This is a genomic window from Mycobacterium sp. DL99, from assembly GCF_004762045.1.
Classification (GTDB): domain Bacteria; phylum Actinomycetota; class Actinomycetes; order Mycobacteriales; family Mycobacteriaceae; genus Mycobacterium.
This window is the reverse complement of record NZ_SJOM01000007.1, coordinates 4,095,211-4,112,296: the sequence shown is the minus strand read 5'-3', so window position 1 is coordinate 4,112,296 and position 17,086 is coordinate 4,095,211. Positions and strand designations below refer to the sequence as shown.

Genomic DNA, 17,086 nt, shown 5'->3' with positions numbered 1-17,086 from the left:
CTCGCTACGATCGGTCGGGTGTTGACGGCTCAAGATCCAGTGACCTGGGAGCCGCGGCGCATCGCCGTCGCCGGGGTAACGGGGTCGGGCAAGACAACCCTTGCGACGCGACTGTCGCACGAATTCGACCTTCCGTACGTCGAGATCGACAGCCTCTATCACGGACCCGGGTGGGAACCCCGACCCACGTTCATCTGCGACGTCGAGCAGTTCATCGCGGGGGATTCCTGGGTGATCGAATGGCAGTACCGCGCCGTGCGCAGCCAGATCGTGGCGCGCGCGGACACGCTGCTGTGGCTTGACCTACCGACCGCGGTGGCCCTGCGCCAGTTGACGCGTCGCACCCTACGCAGACGCGTCGGCCGCGTCGAGTTGTGGAACGGCAATATCGAACCGCCGCTGCGCACAATTTTCACTGACCCGGACCACATCTTGCGCTGGGGATTTCGCACCCGAAACAACCTCCGCGACACCGTCCCTGCGCTGGGATCGCAGGTGCCCCATCTGCACGTCGTCCGCTTCACGCGCCACCGTGATGTCGAGGCCTGGATGAGCCGCGCTGCTCCCACCTGAACCAAGTCGCCCCGCGGCGCCGCTACCGTGGGGGCGTGACAGCTCAACGACGCGTGGACGCCGATTTCCTGGAGCTGCCCCGGTTCGAGTTGGCTGACGCGGCACTGTCCGCGGCAGCCGCCGCCGGCGCCAGCTACGCCGACCTGCGGATTCACCGCATCACCACCGAGATCATCCAATTGCGCGACGGTGAGTTGGAGATGTCCGTGGTCAACCGCGAAGTCGGCCTGGCGGTGCGGGTGATCGTGGACGGCGCGTGGGGATTCGCCTCCCACGCCGAGCTGGCGCCCGAGGTGGCCGCCGAGACGGCGCGTCGCGCAGTGCAGGTGGCCACGACGCTGGCGTCGTTGAACGCCGAGCGCATCGAATTGGCCGGCGAACCGGTCTACACCGACGTGACCTGGGTGTCGAACTATGGCGTCGACCCCTTCGTCGTCCCCGCCGCCGACAAGATCGGTCTGCTCGGCGAATATTCCGGCCGGTTACTGGCCGCCGACGGCGTGAACCATGTGTCGGCGGGAGTGCATGCGGTCAAGGAGCAGACTTTCTACGCCGATACTTTCGGATCCTCGATCACCCAACAGCGGGTGCGGGTGATGCCGACGATGGAGGCGGTGGCAGTCGACTCGGCCGCCGGGTCGTTCGAGACCATGCGCACGTTGGCCCCGCCGACGGCGCGGGGCTGGGAAGCGCTGGCCGGTGACGACGTGTGGGACTGGACGTACGAGCTGGCCGAGTTGCCGACCTTGCTCGCCGAGAAGACCAAGGCGCCTTCGGTTGTCGCGGGCCCCACCGACCTGGTGATCGACCCGTCCAACCTGTGGCTGACGATTCACGAATCAATCGGGCACGCCACCGAATACGACCGGGCGATCGGCTACGAGGCGGCCTACGCCGGAACGTCGTTCGCCACCCCCGACAAGCTCGGCAGCATGCGCTACGGCTCGCCCGTGATGAACGTGACCGCCGACCGCACGGTGGAATTCGGCTTGGCCACCGTCGGTTTCGATGACGAGGGAGTGCGGTCGCAGAGCTGGGACCTGGTGCGGGACGGGGTCTTCGTCGGTTACCAGCTGGACCGGGTGTTCGCCCCGCGTCTCGGGCAGGCTCGTTCCAACGGCTGCTCGTATGCCGACTCGCCACACCATGTCCCGATCCAGCGGATGGCCAATGTGTCACTGCAGCCCGGTCCGGAGGACCTGAGCACGCAAGACCTGATCTCGCGGGTGTCCGACGGCATCTACGTCGTCGGCGACAAGTCATGGTCGATTGACATGCAGCGGTACAACTTCCAGTTCACGGGTCAGCGGTTCTATCGGATCCGCGACGGCCGGCTGGACGGGCAGCTCCGAGACGTGGCCTACCAGGCCACCACCACCGATTTCTGGGGTGCGATGGAGGCGGTCGGCGGGCCGTCCACCTGGCGCCTCGGCGGCGCGTTCAACTGCGGCAAGGCCCAGCCCGGGCAGGTGGCCCCGGTCAGCCACGGCTGCCCGAGCGCCCTGTTCCGCGGCATCAACGTACTGAACACCCGGACGGAGGGCGGCCGATGATCGGCGCACAGCAGGTCGTCGACATCGCTTTGGGCGCAGCAGATCCTGGCACGGAAACCATCGTGCTGGTCACCGACCGGGCCGACGCATCGCTGCGGTGGGCGGGCAACTCGATGACCACCAATGGTGAGACGGTCAGCCGCACCATCGCGGTGATCTCGATCGTGCGCCGCGGTGACAAGGCACATGTCGGGTCGGTGCGCTCCACCGAAGTGGACCCGGCGGTGATCCCGGAACTGGTGGCTGCCGCCCAACGGGCCGCGGTGGCGTCGCCCGCGGCGCGCGATGCCGCACCGCCGTTGCCGGGCACCGGGGTGCCGGCCGACTGGGATGCACCGGTCGCGGGCACCGGTGCGCAGGTGTTCACCGGCATCGCCGATGATCTGGCCAAGGGGTTCGCCGGTTCCGACCAGCTCTACGGATATGCCCGCCACGTCATGGAGACGACGTTCCTGGCCACCTCAACCGGCCTGCGCCGGCGCTACACCCAGCCGAACGGGTCGGTGGAGATCAACGCCAAGCGGGACGGGGCGAGCGCCTGGGCCGGGGTGAGCACCCCGGATTTCGCTGATGTGCGGGTGGATTCACTGCTCGACGAGTTGTCGCTGAAGCTGGGGTGGGCGCAGCGTACGGTCGAGCTGCCGGCCGGCCGCTACGAGACGCTGATGCCGCCCTCGACCGTGGCCGACATGATGATCTATCTGACCTGGGCGATGGACGGCCGCGGCGCGCAGGAGGGACGTACGGCGCTGTCGGCACCCGGCGGGACCCGGGTGGGGGAGAAGCTCACCGATCTGGGATTGACGCTGTACTCCGACCCGTTCGCGCAGGCGCTGGCCTGCCAACCGTTCGTCGCGGTACCGAGTTCCTCGGAGCGGGTGTCGATCTTCGACAACGGCATGGACATCGACCGGGTGGATTGGATCCGCGACGGGGTGGTCAACGCACTGGCCTATCCAAGGGCCGTGGCCGCCGAATACGGCACACCCGTCGCGGTGCCCGCTGACAATCTGCTGATGACCGGTGGCACAACCGAATTGGCCGATATGATCGCCGGCACCGAACGGGGCCTGCTGTTGACCACGCTGTGGTACATCCGCGAAGTGGACCCGACCGTGCTGCTGCTGACCGGGCTGACCCGTGACGGCGTGTACCTGGTCGAGGACGGCGAGGTGAGCGCCGCGGTAAACAACTTCCGGTTCAACGAGAGCCCGCTGGACCTGTTGCGGCGCGCCACGGAGGCCGGCATCAGCGAGGTCACCCTGCCGCGTGAGTGGGGTGACTGGGCCACCCGCGCGTCCATGCCGACGCTGCGGATCCCGGATTTCCACATGTCCTCGGTGAGCCAGGCGCAATGAGCTAGGGAGGCCGATGTTGTTGTCCCAACGGCAATTCACGGTTTACGGCCCGTCGCACTGGGCCGCGATCGCCGTGTTCGTCGTCGGGGCGGTGCTGATGGTCTGGCTCGGACGGCGCCAGAACGAACGGCAGTCACGGGTGTTCGGCCGCATCTTGGGCGCGCTGACAGCCGCGATATACGTCGCGATGCTCGCCTACACGCTCATCCCGCCGTCGATCGAACGGTCCGTGCCGTTGCGACTGACCGACCTGGCGACCGTCGTCGGCGCTTACGCGCTGTGGTCGCAGCGGCACTGGGCATTCGTGCTCACCTATTACTGGGGTCTGGTGCTGAGCACGCAGGCGCTGATCTCGCCGGTGCTCAAGAGCCCGGATTTCCCGCACTACGAGTTCCTGGCGTTCTGGTCGATTCACCTGATGGTGGTCTGGGCGGCCATCTATTTGACCTGGGGCCGCGGCATGCGTCCCCATTGGCGTGACTATCGACTCGTGGTGGTGGTAACGGTGGTGTGGGCCGGGGTCACCATGGCGTTCAACGGTATTGCGGGAACGAACTATGGCTTCCTCAACGCCAAACCCGCGACCGCGTCGTTGCTCGATCTGCTGGGGCCCTGGCCGGTCTACGTCTTGGTGGCCAGTGCGTTGGTGGCTGTGGTGTGGGCGCTCATGACGTGGCCATGGGAGCGTCGGAGTGCTCGCGGCCGTTGAGCCGGTCGTCCCACACCTGGAGCACCTCCGCGGAAGTGCGTGGAGTCGCCAGGCTGACAACGATGTACGTGATCAGGCTGGACACCAGGCCGAAGTAGATGGGCTCGTTGGCCAGCACGTCGCCGACGACGGCCATGGTGCCCAGCGTGACGAGTGTGCCGACCGCCATTGCCGCCAACGCGCCGGCACCGGTGGCCCGCTTCCACAGGAAGCCGCCGAGAATCGGCACCAGGAGCCCGCCGACAAGGATGTCGTAGGCGATGGTCAGGGCGCCGACCACGTCGTTGAGCAACGCGGCGATGACGATGACGATGACGCCGAGGACCGCGACGTAGCGCCGGTCGGAATGCACGTCCACCTCGGGGTTCTCGGCGTGGTCCTGGGTGTCGGGGCTCTTGCCGGCCAGGCGCAGCAGCATCGGTTTGATGTCGGTGCGGGCCACCGTGGCGGTCGCGATCAGTGCGCCCGATGCGGTCGACATCATCGCCGCGACGGCAGCGGCGAGCACGATGCCGCTGATGCCCACGGGCAGGATCGCTTCCGCGATCTGGGCGTACACGTCGTCCTTGGCCTTGACGTCGGGCATGAAGGTCGATGCGGCCAAGCCGATCAACGCTCCGGCGATTCCGTAGAACACGCAGTAGATCGCGGCCGTCGTCCCGCCCCACCGGGCGACCTGCGGGGAACGCGCGGTGAACACCCGCTGCCAGATGTCCTGTCCGATCAGCATTCCGAAGCTGTAGACCACGAAGAACGTGATGATGGTGTCGGTCCCGATCGAGGTGAGGCTGAATACGGCGTCGCCGGCACGGTCGCGGATGCCGTCGAAGCCGCCGGCCCGGTGCCAGGTGAACGGCAGCAGCAGGAAGAACACGCCGATGGTCTTGAGGACGAACTGGACCATGTCGGTCAGGGTGATCGACCACATGCCACCGATCGAGGAGTAGAGCATCACCACAACGCCGCCGATGATCACCGAAAGCGTTCTGCCCGTGCCGAACAGCACGTTGAACACCGTCGCGTAGGCGATGGTCGAGGTGACCGACAGCATCAGGGTGTAGGCCGCCATGACCACCCCGGAGGCCGAGGTCGCGTCGACCCCGTAGCGCAGGCTCAGCATCTGCGCGACGGTGTAGACCCGAAGGCGCTGAATCGGTCCGGCGAAGAACAGGCTCAGCGCCAGCAGGCCGATGGCGATCGCCACCACCAGCCACATGCCCGAAATTCCCCACTTGTAGCCCAGACCCACGCCGCCGACGGTCGAGGCGCCGCCGAGCACGACGGCCGCCATGGTGCCGGTGTACAACGTGGGCCCGAGGCGCCGGCCCGCGACCAGGAAGTCAGCGGAGTCCTTGGTCCGGGTCTTACCCCAGAACCCGAAGGCGAGCATCGCGAGGAGATAGATCACGACGATCGCGATATCGACTGGTTTGCCCACGATGATTCCTTCAGTCAGAGGTGAGTGGGAGCGAACATCTTCAGCACTGCGGGCAGGACAACGACGGCCGGGCCGTCGGTGTCGAATGTGGCGGCCACGATCTCGCCGACGTTGTCGGGCGTGGCGGTGTGCGCGGGGATACCGAAACTCGCTGCGAGGCGGGCGAAGTCGGGTCGGGCCAGTTCGGTGGCGGTTGCGGTGCCGAACTCGGCGGTCATGTACTCGCGAAGGATGCCGTATCCGCCGTCGTCGACGATCAGCCAGGTGACGTTCGCGTCGTGCTGGCGGGCGGTGGCCAGTTCGGCGATGGAGTACATGCCGCCGCCGTCACCGGATAACGCGAACGTGCGCTCGCCCGTGGCGATCGCCGCGGCCAGCGCGGCCGGGAACGCGAAACCCAAACCGCCTGCGCCCTGGGCGGAATGGAACCCACCGTCTTGCGGGTCCCACACCGACCAGGCCCAGTAGCCGGCGATCGTCATGTCCCAGAAGGTGTCGGTGCCCGCTGGCACTGCGGCCCGCAGGTCGGCCATCAGCTGCAGTTCGGTGGCCAGATCCTGTCCGGCGAGCCTGTCCTGCACAGCTTTCCGCAAGTCGTCGGCCTGGGCAGCACCTGCGGCGTTGTCGCGCGATTCGACCAGCTCGGTCAGCGCGCGCATGGCCTGCGCGGCGTCGGCGTGGATGGCGAGCGCGGGGTGGTTGGCCTCCAGCACGCGCGCCTCGGCGTCGATGTGGATGAGCCGGCCCTGCGGGGCGAATGTGAAGTAGTTACTGGTGACCTCACCCATCGCGGTGCCGACGGCCACCAGGACGTCGGCGTTCTCCAACATCTCGGTGGTGTAGCGGTCCTCGATCCACGAGGCGGCCGACAGTGGGTGGTCGAAGTTGATGGCGCCTTTGCCGCCGACCGTGGAAACCACGGGGGCGCCGAGCTTTTCGGCCAGTGCCACCAACGACTCTGGTCCGTCGGGGGAGCGCCGGACGCCGCCGCCGGCCAGGATGACCGGCCGCTGGGCGGAGTTCAGCAGCGTCGCGGCCTCCTCGATCAACTCGGTCCGCGGGGCCCGTTGCGTCGGGGTCACATCGAGCGCGGCGACCGGCGGTATCGTCGTCGGCTCCAGGAGAACGTCCTGGGGGATCTCCACCCAGGTCGGCCCGGCCGGCGCGGAGCGTGCCAACGTGTAGGCGTCGGCGATCAGGCTGGGGATCTCGGCCGCCTGTCGCACGGTTGCAACGCTTTTGGTGACGTTGACCGCGCTGGCCTTCTGATCGTCGAGCTGGTGCAGCATGCCGCGGCGCAGGCCCATGCCGGATCGCGGGACCTGGCTGGCGATCACCAGCACCGGAACCCCGGTGGCGTAGGCCTCCTGCAGGGCGCCGAGCGCGGTCAACGCGCCGGGCCCGGTGGACAGGAACAGCACGCCGACCTCGCCGGTGACCCTGCTGTAGCCGTCGGCGCCGAAAGCCGAGTTGTTCTCCACCCGTGAACTGACGAACGTCAGGTCACTGCGCCGGATCGCGTCGAACAAGCCCAGTGCGTTCTGGCCGGGGATGCCGAACACATGCGAGACGCCCAGCGCGGTAAGGGTTTCGACGACGAGGTCGCCGCCGTTACGCATCGGGCCCCAAGGCCAGCAGTGACACCAGGTCATAGGCGACGTGGGACGCGGCGACACCGGTGATCTCGGCGTGGTCGTAGGCCGGGGCGACCTCGACCACGTCGGCGCCCACCAGGTTCAGCCCGCGGAACCCGCGCAGGATCTCCAGCAGTTCGCGGCTGGTCATGCCGCCGGCCTCGGGGGTGCCCGTGCCGGGAGCGTGTGCCGGGTCGAGTACGTCGATGTCGATCGACACGTAGACGGGCCGGTTGCCGAGGCGCTGGCGGAGTTTGTCGACAACCTCGCGCACGCCTTGGTAGTACACGTCGGACGAGGTGACGATGCCGAACCCGAAACGACGGTCGTCCTCGAGGTCCTTCTTGCCGTAGAGCGGTCCGCGGGTACCGACGTGTGACAGCGCCTCGGTGTCGAGGATGCCCTCTTCCACGGCGCGGCGGAATGGCGTGCCGTGGGTGTACTCGGCGCCGAAGTAGGTGTCCCAGGTGTCCAGGTGGGCATCGAAATGCACCAGCGCGACGGGGCCGTGCTTGGCCGCGGCGGCGCGCAGCAACGGCAGCGCGATGGTGTGGTCACCGCCGATGGTCACCAGCTTGGTGCCGTCGGAGGTGAGGTCGCGGGCCGCACCCTCGATGGTCTCGATCGCCTCGTGGATGTTGAAGGGATTCACGGCGATGTCGCCGGCATCGGCGACCTGGATGAGCTCGAACGGAGACACGTCCATGGCGGGGTTGTACGGGCGCAGCAGGCGCGAGGACTCGCGGACGTGGGTCGGGCCGAACCGGGCGCCGGGTCGGAACGAGACGCCGGAATCGAAGGGCACCCCGGCCACGACCACGTCGGCTTTGGTCACCTGGTCGAGACGGGGCAGGCGGGCGAAGGTGGCCGGGCCGGCGAAGCGCGGGACCTTCGATGCGTCGACTGGGCCGATCGGGGCGGTCATGCTGTCACTTCCTCTGCGTTGTGGTGCGTTCAGGTCTGTCGTCACTCGCGGCCGTGACGATCCTTGCCCGAGGTCAATGTGATGTGCGTTACGGTAAACCCGCAGTTCAGGACATGCAATCGATTCGATCGTGACGTCGGGGTCAAAAGTATTGATATGCCGGGAGTGCGTGTCGTTTAGAGCACAAGACTCGGCATCTGATGGATCGGGCGATCGTTCTGCCGGTAGAATTGCGAGGAAAATTTTTCCGACCGATTTCAGGCGGTGCCCCGTTGGACGAGGTGGACGAGGCGATCATCAGCCTCCTTGAGGGTGACGGGCGGCTGACTCACCGCGATATCGCCCAGCGCGTGGGATTGTCACGATCGGCGGCGGCGGCCCGGACACAGCGCCTCATCGACGGCGGGCAGGTGGTGATCCGCGGTGTCGTGCATCCGGCGGTGCTCGGCCGTGGAGCCCTGGCCCACGTCAGCGTGATGGTCGACGGACCGGTGGCGCGGATCGCGGCGGTGCTGGCGCAGCGCATCGACGTCGCGTTCCTGTCGCTGACGAGCGGTGCGTACGGGTTGATCGCCGAGGTGCGGGTCGGGTCGATCCGGGACATCGACGGCGTGATCGCCGAGTTGCGCGCGATGGCAGGCGTCGTGGGTGTCGACACGCTCACCTACGTCGAGGTGCTGCGTGACGTCGTCGGTCCGGTCGGTGATGTCAGCGTCGAGGTGGATGATCTGGATCTGGCCCTGCTGCGTGCGCTTCAGGATGACGGACGGGCCTCCTACGTGGATCTGGCCGAGACGGTGGGACTTTCACCCGCGGGAGCGCGACGGCGGGTGGTCCGGTTGGTCGAATCGCAGGTGGTGCGCATCGGTGCGGTGGTCCGGCATTCCGGGCAGGACCGCCAGAGCGCGCTCGGGCTCGGTATCCGGCTGACCGGAGCGGGGGGCGAAGTGGTGTCGGCGCTGCTGGGGATGCGATCGGTGATCTTCGTGGCCCGCACGCTGGGCCGGTTTGACCTGTTGGTCACGGTGCGGGCGTTCTCGGCCGCGCAGTTGGTCGAGATCCTCGATGCCGTGCGTGCGCTGCCCGGCGTCGGTGTCGTCGACAGCTGGGTCCATCTGGACGTGGTCAAGGAGAGTTATGCCTCCGGTCTGGACGCGATAGTCCGGCCGGCAGATTGAGGGTCGATCAATCTTTGACAATGTCGGTCCTGGACGAAAGCCTCGGCAGTGCTGGATCTTTGGTCACTTGCCGAATGCGGAGACGAACACCCCGATGTCGCGGCGGTGGGACCGTGCGGGCCATGCCGCCCACGTGCGCCGGACGATCGGGTGCCCGGCCAGCGGTTGCCAGCTGACAGACGGCGGGATCGGTGCCGCCCAGTTGGGCGGTGCGAGGGAGAAAGCGCCGCCGGCGGCGACGGCCGCGATCTTGACATCGGCGATCGCCAGCGACGCGGTCAACGATGTGGTGGTCGGTTGCAGGCCGTGGCTGCGGAAGATGGCCTGGATCTCGTCGTACCAGGCGGGGCTGCCCGTGCGGGGGAATCCCACCCATTGGAGATCGGTGAGGGTGTCCAGCCGGATACCGTCGCCTTCGGCGAGATCGGCGGCCAGATCCGCGGATACCAACACCCCGAGCGGTTCCGACGACACGAGATAGGCGTCGAGGTCATGGCCGGCCGGGTGTTCACGAACCAGGCCGATGTCGAGCTGATCCAGGCCGAGCGCAACGAATTGATCCGTGGTCGACAGATGCCGGGGAACCACACGGGTTGCCGGATGCGCGGCCGTGAGTGCGGCCAACGGCGCAGCGAGCAGATCACGCGGCAGCTCGAGCGGAACCCCGAGTCGCAAGGTGGTCTCGTCGACGCTGGCGTGACGCGCCACCGCGGCCATGGCCTGGTCGTAGCGGGAGAGGACGGCGCGTGCTTCGGCCATCAGAGTGTTGCCGGCATCGGTGGGCTCGACTCCGGAGCTGTGTCGTGTCAGCAGTTGCACACCGAGTTGGCGTTCCAGCCCGGCGATGGCCTGAGACAGCGCGGGCTGGCTGATGTGCAGGCGCCGAGCCGCGGCGGAGAACCCACCCTCCTCGGCGACTGCCAGGAACGCACGCATTTCCCGGAGTTCCACCCGCCCATCACAACACATCGGGCCCGGCGTCACGGCGTACTTGAAATCCGGCCCGACGCGGGCCGTGACCAGTGCGTATTGGCCCGTCTTATCGGGCCTATCGAAAGAATGGATCCCGCGGGCGTAGAGGTAGGCGCCGAAACGGCGGAATGATCGGAGTGCCGCAACTGTGCGTCGTGGCCGGCTGCGGTCTTTCGTCGACCGTGGAAAGAGGTGTAGCCGTGTCGGTGCAATCGGAGAACGGACGCTCGATGGAGTACGACGTGGTCATCCTGGGCGCGGGTCCGGTGGGACAGACTGCGGCACAACGGGTTCGGTCCGCGGGCTTGAGTGCTGCGGTGACCGAGCGGGAGCTGGTCGGGGGCGAGTGCTCGTACTGGGGTTGTGTGCCGAGCAAGGCGATGTTGCGCCCGGGCGGTGCAGTGGCCGATGCGCGCCGGGTGGACGGCGCCCGGCAGGCTGTCGTCGGCGAGGTGGATGCCGCGGGCGTGTTCGCCCGCCGCAACCGTTATGTCACCGACTGGGACGACAGCGGGCAGGCGGGCTGGGTCAAGGGAATCGGTGCCGATCTGTTCCGTGGTCACGCCGCGTTGAGCGGCCCTCGCCGGGTGGTGGTGAGATCCGACGGCGCCGAGCCGGTGACACTGACAGCGCGTCACGCCGTGGCCATCTGTACGGGCAGTGTTGCGGCCGTTCCCGATATCCCGGGTGTCGCCGAGGCCCAGCCCTGGACCAACCGCAGGGCCACCGACAGCGGGGCCGTACCGGCCCGGCTGGTCGTGGTGGGCGCGGGCGGCGTCGGGGTGGAGATGGCGACCGCGTGGCAGAGCCTGGGATCGGCGGTGACGCTGCTGGTCCGGGGACCCGTCGTGCTCCCGAGAATGGAACCGTTCGTCGGTGAGCTGGTCCGGGACGGCCTCACAGAGTCTGGCGTGACGGTGCGGACCGGTGTCTCGGTCACCGGGTTGCGGCGTCCAGACCGCGACGGTCCCGTCACGATCGAGATCCTGGACAAGGCAACCGGGGCGACCGAGTCCATCGAGGCCGACGAGACTCTCTTCGCGACCGGCCGGACCCCCAACACCGGCGAGATCGGCTTGGAGACGGTGGGCCTGACCCCGGGCGACTGGTTGGACGTCGATGCCACCTGTCTGGTGTCGGGGGTCTCCGACGGATGGTTGTACGCGCTCGGCGACGTGAACCACCGGGCATTGCTGACTCACCAGGGCAAGTACCAGGCCCGCATGGCCGCCGGCGCCATCGCGGCACGTGCCTCCGGAACCCCGGTTGCGGATGGGGCGTGGGAGAAACACGCCACCACAGCCGATCTGCACGCCGTCCCGCAGGTGTTCTTTACCGATCCGGAGGCCGGCTCGGTCGGGATCACCGCCGCGCAGGCCGAGAACGACGGGCGCTCGGTCGTCGTGGTCGACATCGATATGGGCGCCGCGGTACCCGGTGCGAACTTCTTCGCCGACGGGTACACGGGACGGGCGCGGATGGTGGTCGAGACGGACACGGGTGCGGTGCTGGGCGTCACGTTCGTCGGACCGGGGGTCGCCGAGTTGTTGTACTCGGCGACGGTCGCGGTGGCCGGGCAGGTGCCCGTCGATCGGCTCTGGCACGCCGTCCCGTGCTTTCCGACCATCAGTGAGGTGTGGCTGAAGCTGCTGGAGGAATATCGCAGCCTGACCAGCTAGCGCTGCGCGTCGCGCCAGGCCAGCATGTCCTTGAGCTCACCGAAGTCGAATCCGTCGGCATCGGGATGGATTTCGGTGGTGAACAACGTGACGCCCATATCGGCGAAGGTGTCGGCGTCGCCGCGGCCGGTCCAGTGCACGGCACGTTCGATGACGGATTCGTCGCGCCCCGCGGTCTGGGCCAGATCCTTGAGGAGTGCGTTCTTGCGTTGGTATTCCTCGGGACTGGCGAAGGTGTGCCAGATGTCGGCGTAACGCGCCACCCGAGGCAGGGTGCGACGCACGCCCATCCCGCCGATGAGGATAGGGATGTCACGAGTGGGGGCCGGGATCAGCTTGGCCAGCCGCTGCGTGATGCGCTCCAGGCTGTTCTCGAACAGGTCCATGCGAGATTTGACCGTTCCGTACTCGTATCCGTATACGGTGTAATCCTTTTCGTACCATCCGGAACCGAGCCCGAGGATCAGCCGGCCATTGCTGATGTGGTCGACCGTTCGGGCCATGTCGGCGAGCAGGTCGGGGTTGCGGTAACCCGCACCCGTGACGAGCAGGCCGATCTCGGCGCGGGAGGTGATCTCACCCCACGAGGCGAGCGCCGTCCAGCCTTCGAAGTTGTTGACGTCGGGCTGTTCCGGGAGCAGTTCGGGCAGCCCGTCGGAGGTGAGGACACTCGCGGGCTTGTGGAAATGGTCGTAGCCGAAGATTGCGTCCGCGCCGAGCTGCTCGGCCGTGATGACCGCGTCGCGCCAGGTCCGGTAGTCGGGAGTGCCGCCCTGCCAGAGCTGGACGCCAATGCGGATGGGGTTGTCGGTAGTGGAATCAGACATTTCGTCCTGCCTTCGCTTCGTAAGTGGTCTTGCCAAAGTGGTTCTGCCCCAGGCCGTGAACGGTTCAGACGGCGGTGCGGCCGCCATCGACCGAGAGAGTGACACCGTGGACATAGCTGGACTGGTCGCTGACCAGGAAGGCGATGGCATTGGCGATCTCGTCGGGTTGCCCCGGCCGACCCGCGGGTGCCGGGCCGACCAACTCGTCAAGACCCTCACCCATCGCGGCGGTGCCCTCGGTGTACACCGGACCGGGGCGGACCGCGTTGACGCGGACGCCCCGCGGCCCGTACTCGGCCGCCCAGGTCTTGGTCAGAGACTCGACGGCGGCCTTGCTCGCCCCGTAGAGGCTGGTCCCGGCGTTTCCGTACTCGGCAACGATCGTGCTGAGGTTGACGATCGCGCCCTTGCCTCGTTCGGCCATCCGTGGGGCGAGCTCGGAGACCAGGAAGTATGGGGCGCGGACATTGAGGTCGAAGACGGAGTCGAAGTCTTTCTCCGTCATCGACTCCGTCGGGCCGAAGGGGTACACCCCGGCGTTGTTGACCAGGACATCGACCTGGCCGAGCCGGGCGGTCGCCTCGGTGGCCAGGGCTCGGGCCGACTCTGCGTCGTGCAGATCGTTCGCGATGAACACTGCTCGACCGCCGGCGGCTTCGATCTCCCGGACCACCTGCTCGCCACGCTCGGCGTTGCGTCCTGAGACGGCCACCGCCGCGCCACGTTCGGCCAGGGCGATCGCGGTGGCCCGGCCGATTCCGCTGGTTGCGCCGGTGACTAGGGCGTGAACCCCGGACAGTTCTGTGGTCATGTTTCGACGTCCTTCCCGGTCGGTTGCTTTCACTTCGGTCAACGCGATCGGCGGGGCGTGCACTCCGGCTGCTCAGAGCGGTTGCTTCTAGCAGCTAGAAGGACAGCTTCTAGGTCCGCGGTGAACGACCCGGCCGGATTTCTCGCGGGGTGGCCGGTGTTGATGGATACTGCCGGTGTGTCTGCCAATGTGCTCACTGAGTTGACGGGTCTGGTCGCGGTATCGCCGCCGAGGCTGGGCGCTATCAATGCCGCGGTGCGTGAGGTGTGTGCCTCGACGCTGGGGTTGCCGCCGCTGCCGGCCGAGACCCGCGGCGGTGCCGTCGACCCGATGGTGACCGAGTTCGCCGAGCAGTTCAGCACCGACGTCACCGGCATCAACAACGCGCAACGGACTGCGTTCTCCGATCTTCTCGGACGTGACGTGTTCACGGTGACGACGCTGATCTATGTGGCGGACTTCGTGCCGCGGATGCGCGCCGGGCTGACCGCCCTGGGCGTGGACTGGCCTGCCGGCCCCGTCGACTGGGACCACGACACCAATCCGGCGGACTATGTGCTGGACACCTTCGTTCCCGCTGTCGGCCGGATGCGCGAACTGGACCCGGTGACCTCCGAGATCGTGCGGCTGCGCGGGGCCCGCCAGCACAACTGCCGGCTGTGCAAGTCGCTACGGGAGTCCGCGGCGCTGGAGGCCGGGGCCACCGAGTCCGACTACGACGGTATCGACGACTTCGAGAACTCGGACCTGTCCGATCGACACAAAGCCGCGCTGCGCTACGTCGACGCGCTCATCTGGACCCCGTCCCAGGTGTCTGGTAACGAACTACGTCAACACTTTTCACCGGCCGAGGCGATCGAGTTGACCCTCGACGTGATGCGCAACGCGTGCAACAAGGTTGCTGTCGCATTGGGCGCGGATGCCGCGCGCATCGACGAGGGCACCGAGGAATACCGGCTGGGCGCCGACGGACAGCCGATCTACAGCTAGCCGCGGTTTGGGGTTGCGGCCCAACGGTTCCGCGTACGTAACGTGGTGGCGGAAATTCTCGCGAATTTTCGCCACCACGTTACGAGCGTGAACCGCATCGGCGTACTGCACTGGCGCGGGCCGCTAGCCCAGGTTCAAACCGGTGTAAACCTGGTCGAGCACCGTGGGCAGCAGCGCATTGGCTGTCGTCTTGCCTTCCGGCGACAGTGTCAGGTTCGTCCAGATCACCAGCGTCACATCGTTATCCGGATCCACACCGATGAACGAGTTGAACCCCGGCATCTCGCCGCCGTGGTAGTACATCGCCGCGTGCGGGCCGAATCGCTGAAAGCTGATGCCGTAGCCGTACTGCTGGCCGTCGGGGTGGTCCGGATCCTCGGGGCGCAGGCTCTCGCGCCATCGCTGGGTGAACTGGTCGTCGAACACAGCGCCGGTGACGAGCGCCCGGATCCAGATCGCCAGGTCGTCGGCGGTGGAGATGGCACCGCCGGCTGCGGTGGCATACGACGGGTTCTGATGGGTGTAGTCGATCGGCTGCAGCGTGCCGGCTCGCGCGGCTGCCACCAGATCCGCTGGATAGGGCTCATCGACCAACGCGTACAACGTCTTTCCGTACATGTACCCCTGCGAGTAGGGCTGCGGCAAGGACGTGTCGTTTGCCGCGGGCAACGTGGTGTCGTGCATGCCGAGCGGACTGAACAAGCGACGGGTGAACTGCTCGGCCAGTGGCGAGCCACCGGCCTTCTCCGCGACCAGGCCCAGCAGCGCGTAGTTGGTGTTGCAGTATTCATACGTGGTGCCGGGTGGCGCATTCGGTGGATGGGAGAACGCGATGGCCAGCACCTGTGCCGGGGTCCAGGCCTTGGCCGGGTCGGCGTCGAGCTGGGCGGAGAGTTCGGGGTCGAACGTGTAGCAGTACAGCCCGCTGCGCATCGTCAGCAGATCGGCCAGGGTGATGGCGCTGCCGTTGGGGACGTGGGGCACATACTCCGAGATCGGATCGTTCAGCGTGACCTTGCCGTCCTGGGCCAGCAGCAGGATCAGAGCGGCCGTCATGGTCTTGGTGTTGGACGCGACCCGGAAGCGGGTATCGGATTGCGGCGGTGAGCTTGTCCCCAGTTCGGTGGTTCCGGCCTGGGCGATGAAGGTGCCCTGCGGGGTCTGCAGCAACACCAATGCCCCCGGCACGCGCAGCGTGGTGGCGGCGTTCTCCACGATCGTCTGAAAGCGGTCGCCGTCGATGGATTTGAGGGCAGGTGGGGCGGGCGCTGAACAGCCCACGATGGCCAATGCCGTTGCCACGATCAGGCGCGACGCCTTCATCGCTTCATCGTCTCGCTTGGTGCGCTGGGTTACGCCGTTTTCGACCTCACGGTTGTGCGCTCGCCGAAATCACAGCACTCCCGTCGCAAACGGCGCGAGCAATTCCAGAACGCCGTCGACTTCGGCTTCGGTGGTCGCCCACGAACAGACGAACCGCACCGTGGGCAGCAACGGGTCGGGGCGGTGGACGGCATAGCCGGCCGAGACCGCGTCGTAGGCAGTGGAATCGAGGTCGACGAATATCTCGTTGGCTTCCGTGGGGGCGGTCAACGTCAGGCCGAGTGTCTGGAAGCCCGCGCTGAGCCGGGTGGCCATCCGGTTGGCGTGGCCGGCCGTCCGCAGCCACAACTCGTCGCGCATGATCGCCTCGAACTGAGCCGCGATGAAACGTTGCTTGCTGGCAAGCTGACCGATCTGCTTCTGCACGAAGTGAATTCCATCGAACAACTCGGGGCGGCGCACCAGGATCGCGTCGCCCATCAACATGCCGTTCTTGGTGCCGCCGACCGTGACGATGTCCGCATCGGCGATGGCGGCCGGGGGAGAGACATCCAGCGCGGCAATCGCATTGCCGAGGCGGGAGCCGTCGATGTGGACGAGCAGATCGAGATCGTGGGCGTGGTCGATGAAGTCCTTGACGGCTTGCGGCGTCCAGACGCGGCCGTTCTCGGTGGACTGGGTGATGGTGACGATGCGCGGCTGTGAGTGGTGCACCGGCCCGCGGCGTGCCACCGCGGTGTCGAGCGCGGCCGGGACGATCAGACCGTTGTCGCTAGGCAGCCTTGTCACCGGGGCACCGGCGAGGCGGACGGGGCCGCCGGCCTCGTCGACCAATGAGTGCGCGATATCGCTGCACAGGATCTCCTGCCACGGCCGCACGGCGGAGGCCAGCGCGATGACGTTGGCCGCCGTGCCGGTGAGCGCGAACAGCACCTCGGCGTCGGGGGAGTCGAACGCTGTCTTGATGGCCCCGGCCGCGCGCTGGGTGACGGGATCGTTCCCGTAGGAGGCGACGGCACCGTCGTTGGCCGCGACGATCGCGTCGATCACCGTCGGGTGTGCGGGTGCGGCGTTGTCCGAGGCGAACGCATGAGAAGGCACGTTCGCCATGATCCC

At 67.3% G+C, this 17,086-nt stretch carries 15 protein-coding genes; 7 read left to right on the top strand and 8 right to left on the bottom strand.

From position 1 onward, the window contains the following. Window positions 1-18: 18 nt before the first annotated feature. From EYZ64_RS20175 to EYZ64_RS20160, 4 genes are read left to right on the top strand one after another with little or no spacing between them, the layout of a single operon-like run. The gene (locus EYZ64_RS20175; protein ID WP_135456065.1) at window positions 19-573 is read left to right on the top strand and encodes a P-loop NTPase family protein; all 555 of its coding nucleotides are present in this window, start codon (window positions 19-21) and stop codon (window positions 571-573) included. A 35-nt stretch (window positions 574-608) separates the two neighbouring features. Next, window positions 609-2,126 carry a TldD/PmbA family protein gene (locus EYZ64_RS20170; protein ID WP_135456063.1) on the top strand — a complete coding sequence of 506 codons (1,518 nt, stop codon included), beginning with the start codon at window positions 609-611 and terminating at the stop codon, window positions 2,124-2,126. Next, window positions 2,123-3,484 (top strand): metallopeptidase TldD-related protein, encoded by a 1,362-nt coding sequence (locus tag EYZ64_RS20165; protein WP_135456061.1) that lies wholly within the window; start codon window positions 2,123-2,125, stop codon window positions 3,482-3,484. The genes EYZ64_RS20170 and EYZ64_RS20165 overlap by 4 nt, the downstream gene beginning before the upstream one ends. A 13-nt stretch (window positions 3,485-3,497) precedes the next feature. After that, entirely contained in the window at window positions 3,498-4,193 is a 696-nt protein-coding gene (locus EYZ64_RS20160; protein ID WP_135456058.1) for a YwaF family protein, read from the top strand. Here the strand turns inward: EYZ64_RS20160 and EYZ64_RS20155 are convergent. The 3 genes from EYZ64_RS20155 to speB are packed head-to-tail and all read right to left on the bottom strand — an operon-like array spanning window position 4,150 to window position 8,190. Next, window positions 4,150-5,631: a sodium:solute symporter family protein gene (locus EYZ64_RS20155; protein WP_135456055.1), complete on the bottom strand. Its 1,482-nt coding sequence runs from the start codon at window positions 5,629-5,631 to the stop codon at window positions 4,150-4,152. The genes EYZ64_RS20160 and EYZ64_RS20155 overlap by 44 nt on opposite strands. Before the next feature lie 14 nt (window positions 5,632-5,645). Continuing rightward, window positions 5,646-7,250 carry a thiamine pyrophosphate-binding protein gene (locus EYZ64_RS20150; RefSeq protein WP_135456054.1) on the bottom strand — a complete coding sequence of 535 codons (1,605 nt, stop codon included), beginning with the start codon at window positions 7,248-7,250 and terminating at the stop codon, window positions 5,646-5,648. Then, window positions 7,243-8,190: an agmatinase gene (speB, locus tag EYZ64_RS20145; RefSeq protein ID WP_135456052.1), complete on the bottom strand. Its 948-nt coding sequence runs from the start codon at window positions 8,188-8,190 to the stop codon at window positions 7,243-7,245. The genes EYZ64_RS20150 and speB overlap by 8 nt, the downstream gene beginning before the upstream one ends. Before the next feature lie 272 nt (window positions 8,191-8,462). Here speB and EYZ64_RS20140 point away from each other — a divergent pair, with 272 nt between their 5' ends. Next, entirely contained in the window at window positions 8,463-9,368 is a 906-nt protein-coding gene (locus EYZ64_RS20140) for an Lrp/AsnC family transcriptional regulator (RefSeq protein ID WP_167857894.1), read from the top strand. 63 nt (window positions 9,369-9,431) lie between these two features. Here the strand turns inward: EYZ64_RS20140 and EYZ64_RS20135 are convergent, their stop codons facing one another. Then, window positions 9,432-10,319: a LysR family transcriptional regulator gene (locus EYZ64_RS20135; RefSeq protein ID WP_210115541.1), complete on the bottom strand. Its 888-nt coding sequence runs from the start codon at window positions 10,317-10,319 to the stop codon at window positions 9,432-9,434. A gap of 251 nt (window positions 10,320-10,570) precedes the next feature. Here EYZ64_RS20135 and EYZ64_RS20130 point away from each other — a divergent pair, with 251 nt between their 5' ends. Further along, window positions 10,571-12,019 carry a dihydrolipoyl dehydrogenase family protein gene (locus EYZ64_RS20130; protein WP_135460139.1) on the top strand — a complete coding sequence of 483 codons (1,449 nt, stop codon included), beginning with the start codon at window positions 10,571-10,573 and terminating at the stop codon, window positions 12,017-12,019. On the opposite strand, the gene EYZ64_RS20125 is transcribed toward EYZ64_RS20130, so the two are convergent. Both EYZ64_RS20125 and EYZ64_RS20120 read right to left on the bottom strand, forming a co-directional pair. Further along, window positions 12,016-12,846 carry an LLM class F420-dependent oxidoreductase gene (locus tag EYZ64_RS20125; protein WP_135456050.1) on the bottom strand — a complete coding sequence of 277 codons (831 nt, stop codon included), beginning with the start codon at window positions 12,844-12,846 and terminating at the stop codon, window positions 12,016-12,018. The genes EYZ64_RS20130 and EYZ64_RS20125 overlap by 4 nt on opposite strands. 64 nt (window positions 12,847-12,910) lie before the next feature. After that, window positions 12,911-13,657, bottom strand: a complete 747-nt coding sequence (locus EYZ64_RS20120; RefSeq protein WP_135456048.1) for an SDR family NAD(P)-dependent oxidoreductase — start codon at window positions 13,655-13,657, stop codon at window positions 12,911-12,913. Window positions 13,658-13,819: 162 nt separating this feature from the next. Between EYZ64_RS20120 and EYZ64_RS20115 the strand changes: the two genes are divergently transcribed. Further along, a complete protein-coding gene (locus EYZ64_RS20115; protein WP_135460138.1) occupies window positions 13,820-14,647 on the top strand; it encodes a carboxymuconolactone decarboxylase family protein in 828 nt (275 codons plus the stop codon). Between the two features lie 123 nt (window positions 14,648-14,770). Here EYZ64_RS20115 and EYZ64_RS20110 read toward each other — a convergent pair whose 3' ends face one another. Together EYZ64_RS20110 and EYZ64_RS20105 are read right to left on the bottom strand one after the other, a co-directional pair. Then, entirely contained in the window at window positions 14,771-15,970 is a 1,200-nt protein-coding gene (locus EYZ64_RS20110) for a serine hydrolase domain-containing protein (protein ID WP_135456046.1), read from the bottom strand. Window positions 15,971-16,039: 69 nt separating this feature from the next. Next, window positions 16,040-17,080 carry a threonine aldolase family protein gene (locus tag EYZ64_RS20105; protein WP_210115540.1) on the bottom strand — a complete coding sequence of 347 codons (1,041 nt, stop codon included), beginning with the start codon at window positions 17,078-17,080 and terminating at the stop codon, window positions 16,040-16,042. Window positions 17,081-17,086 lie beyond the last annotated feature (6 nt).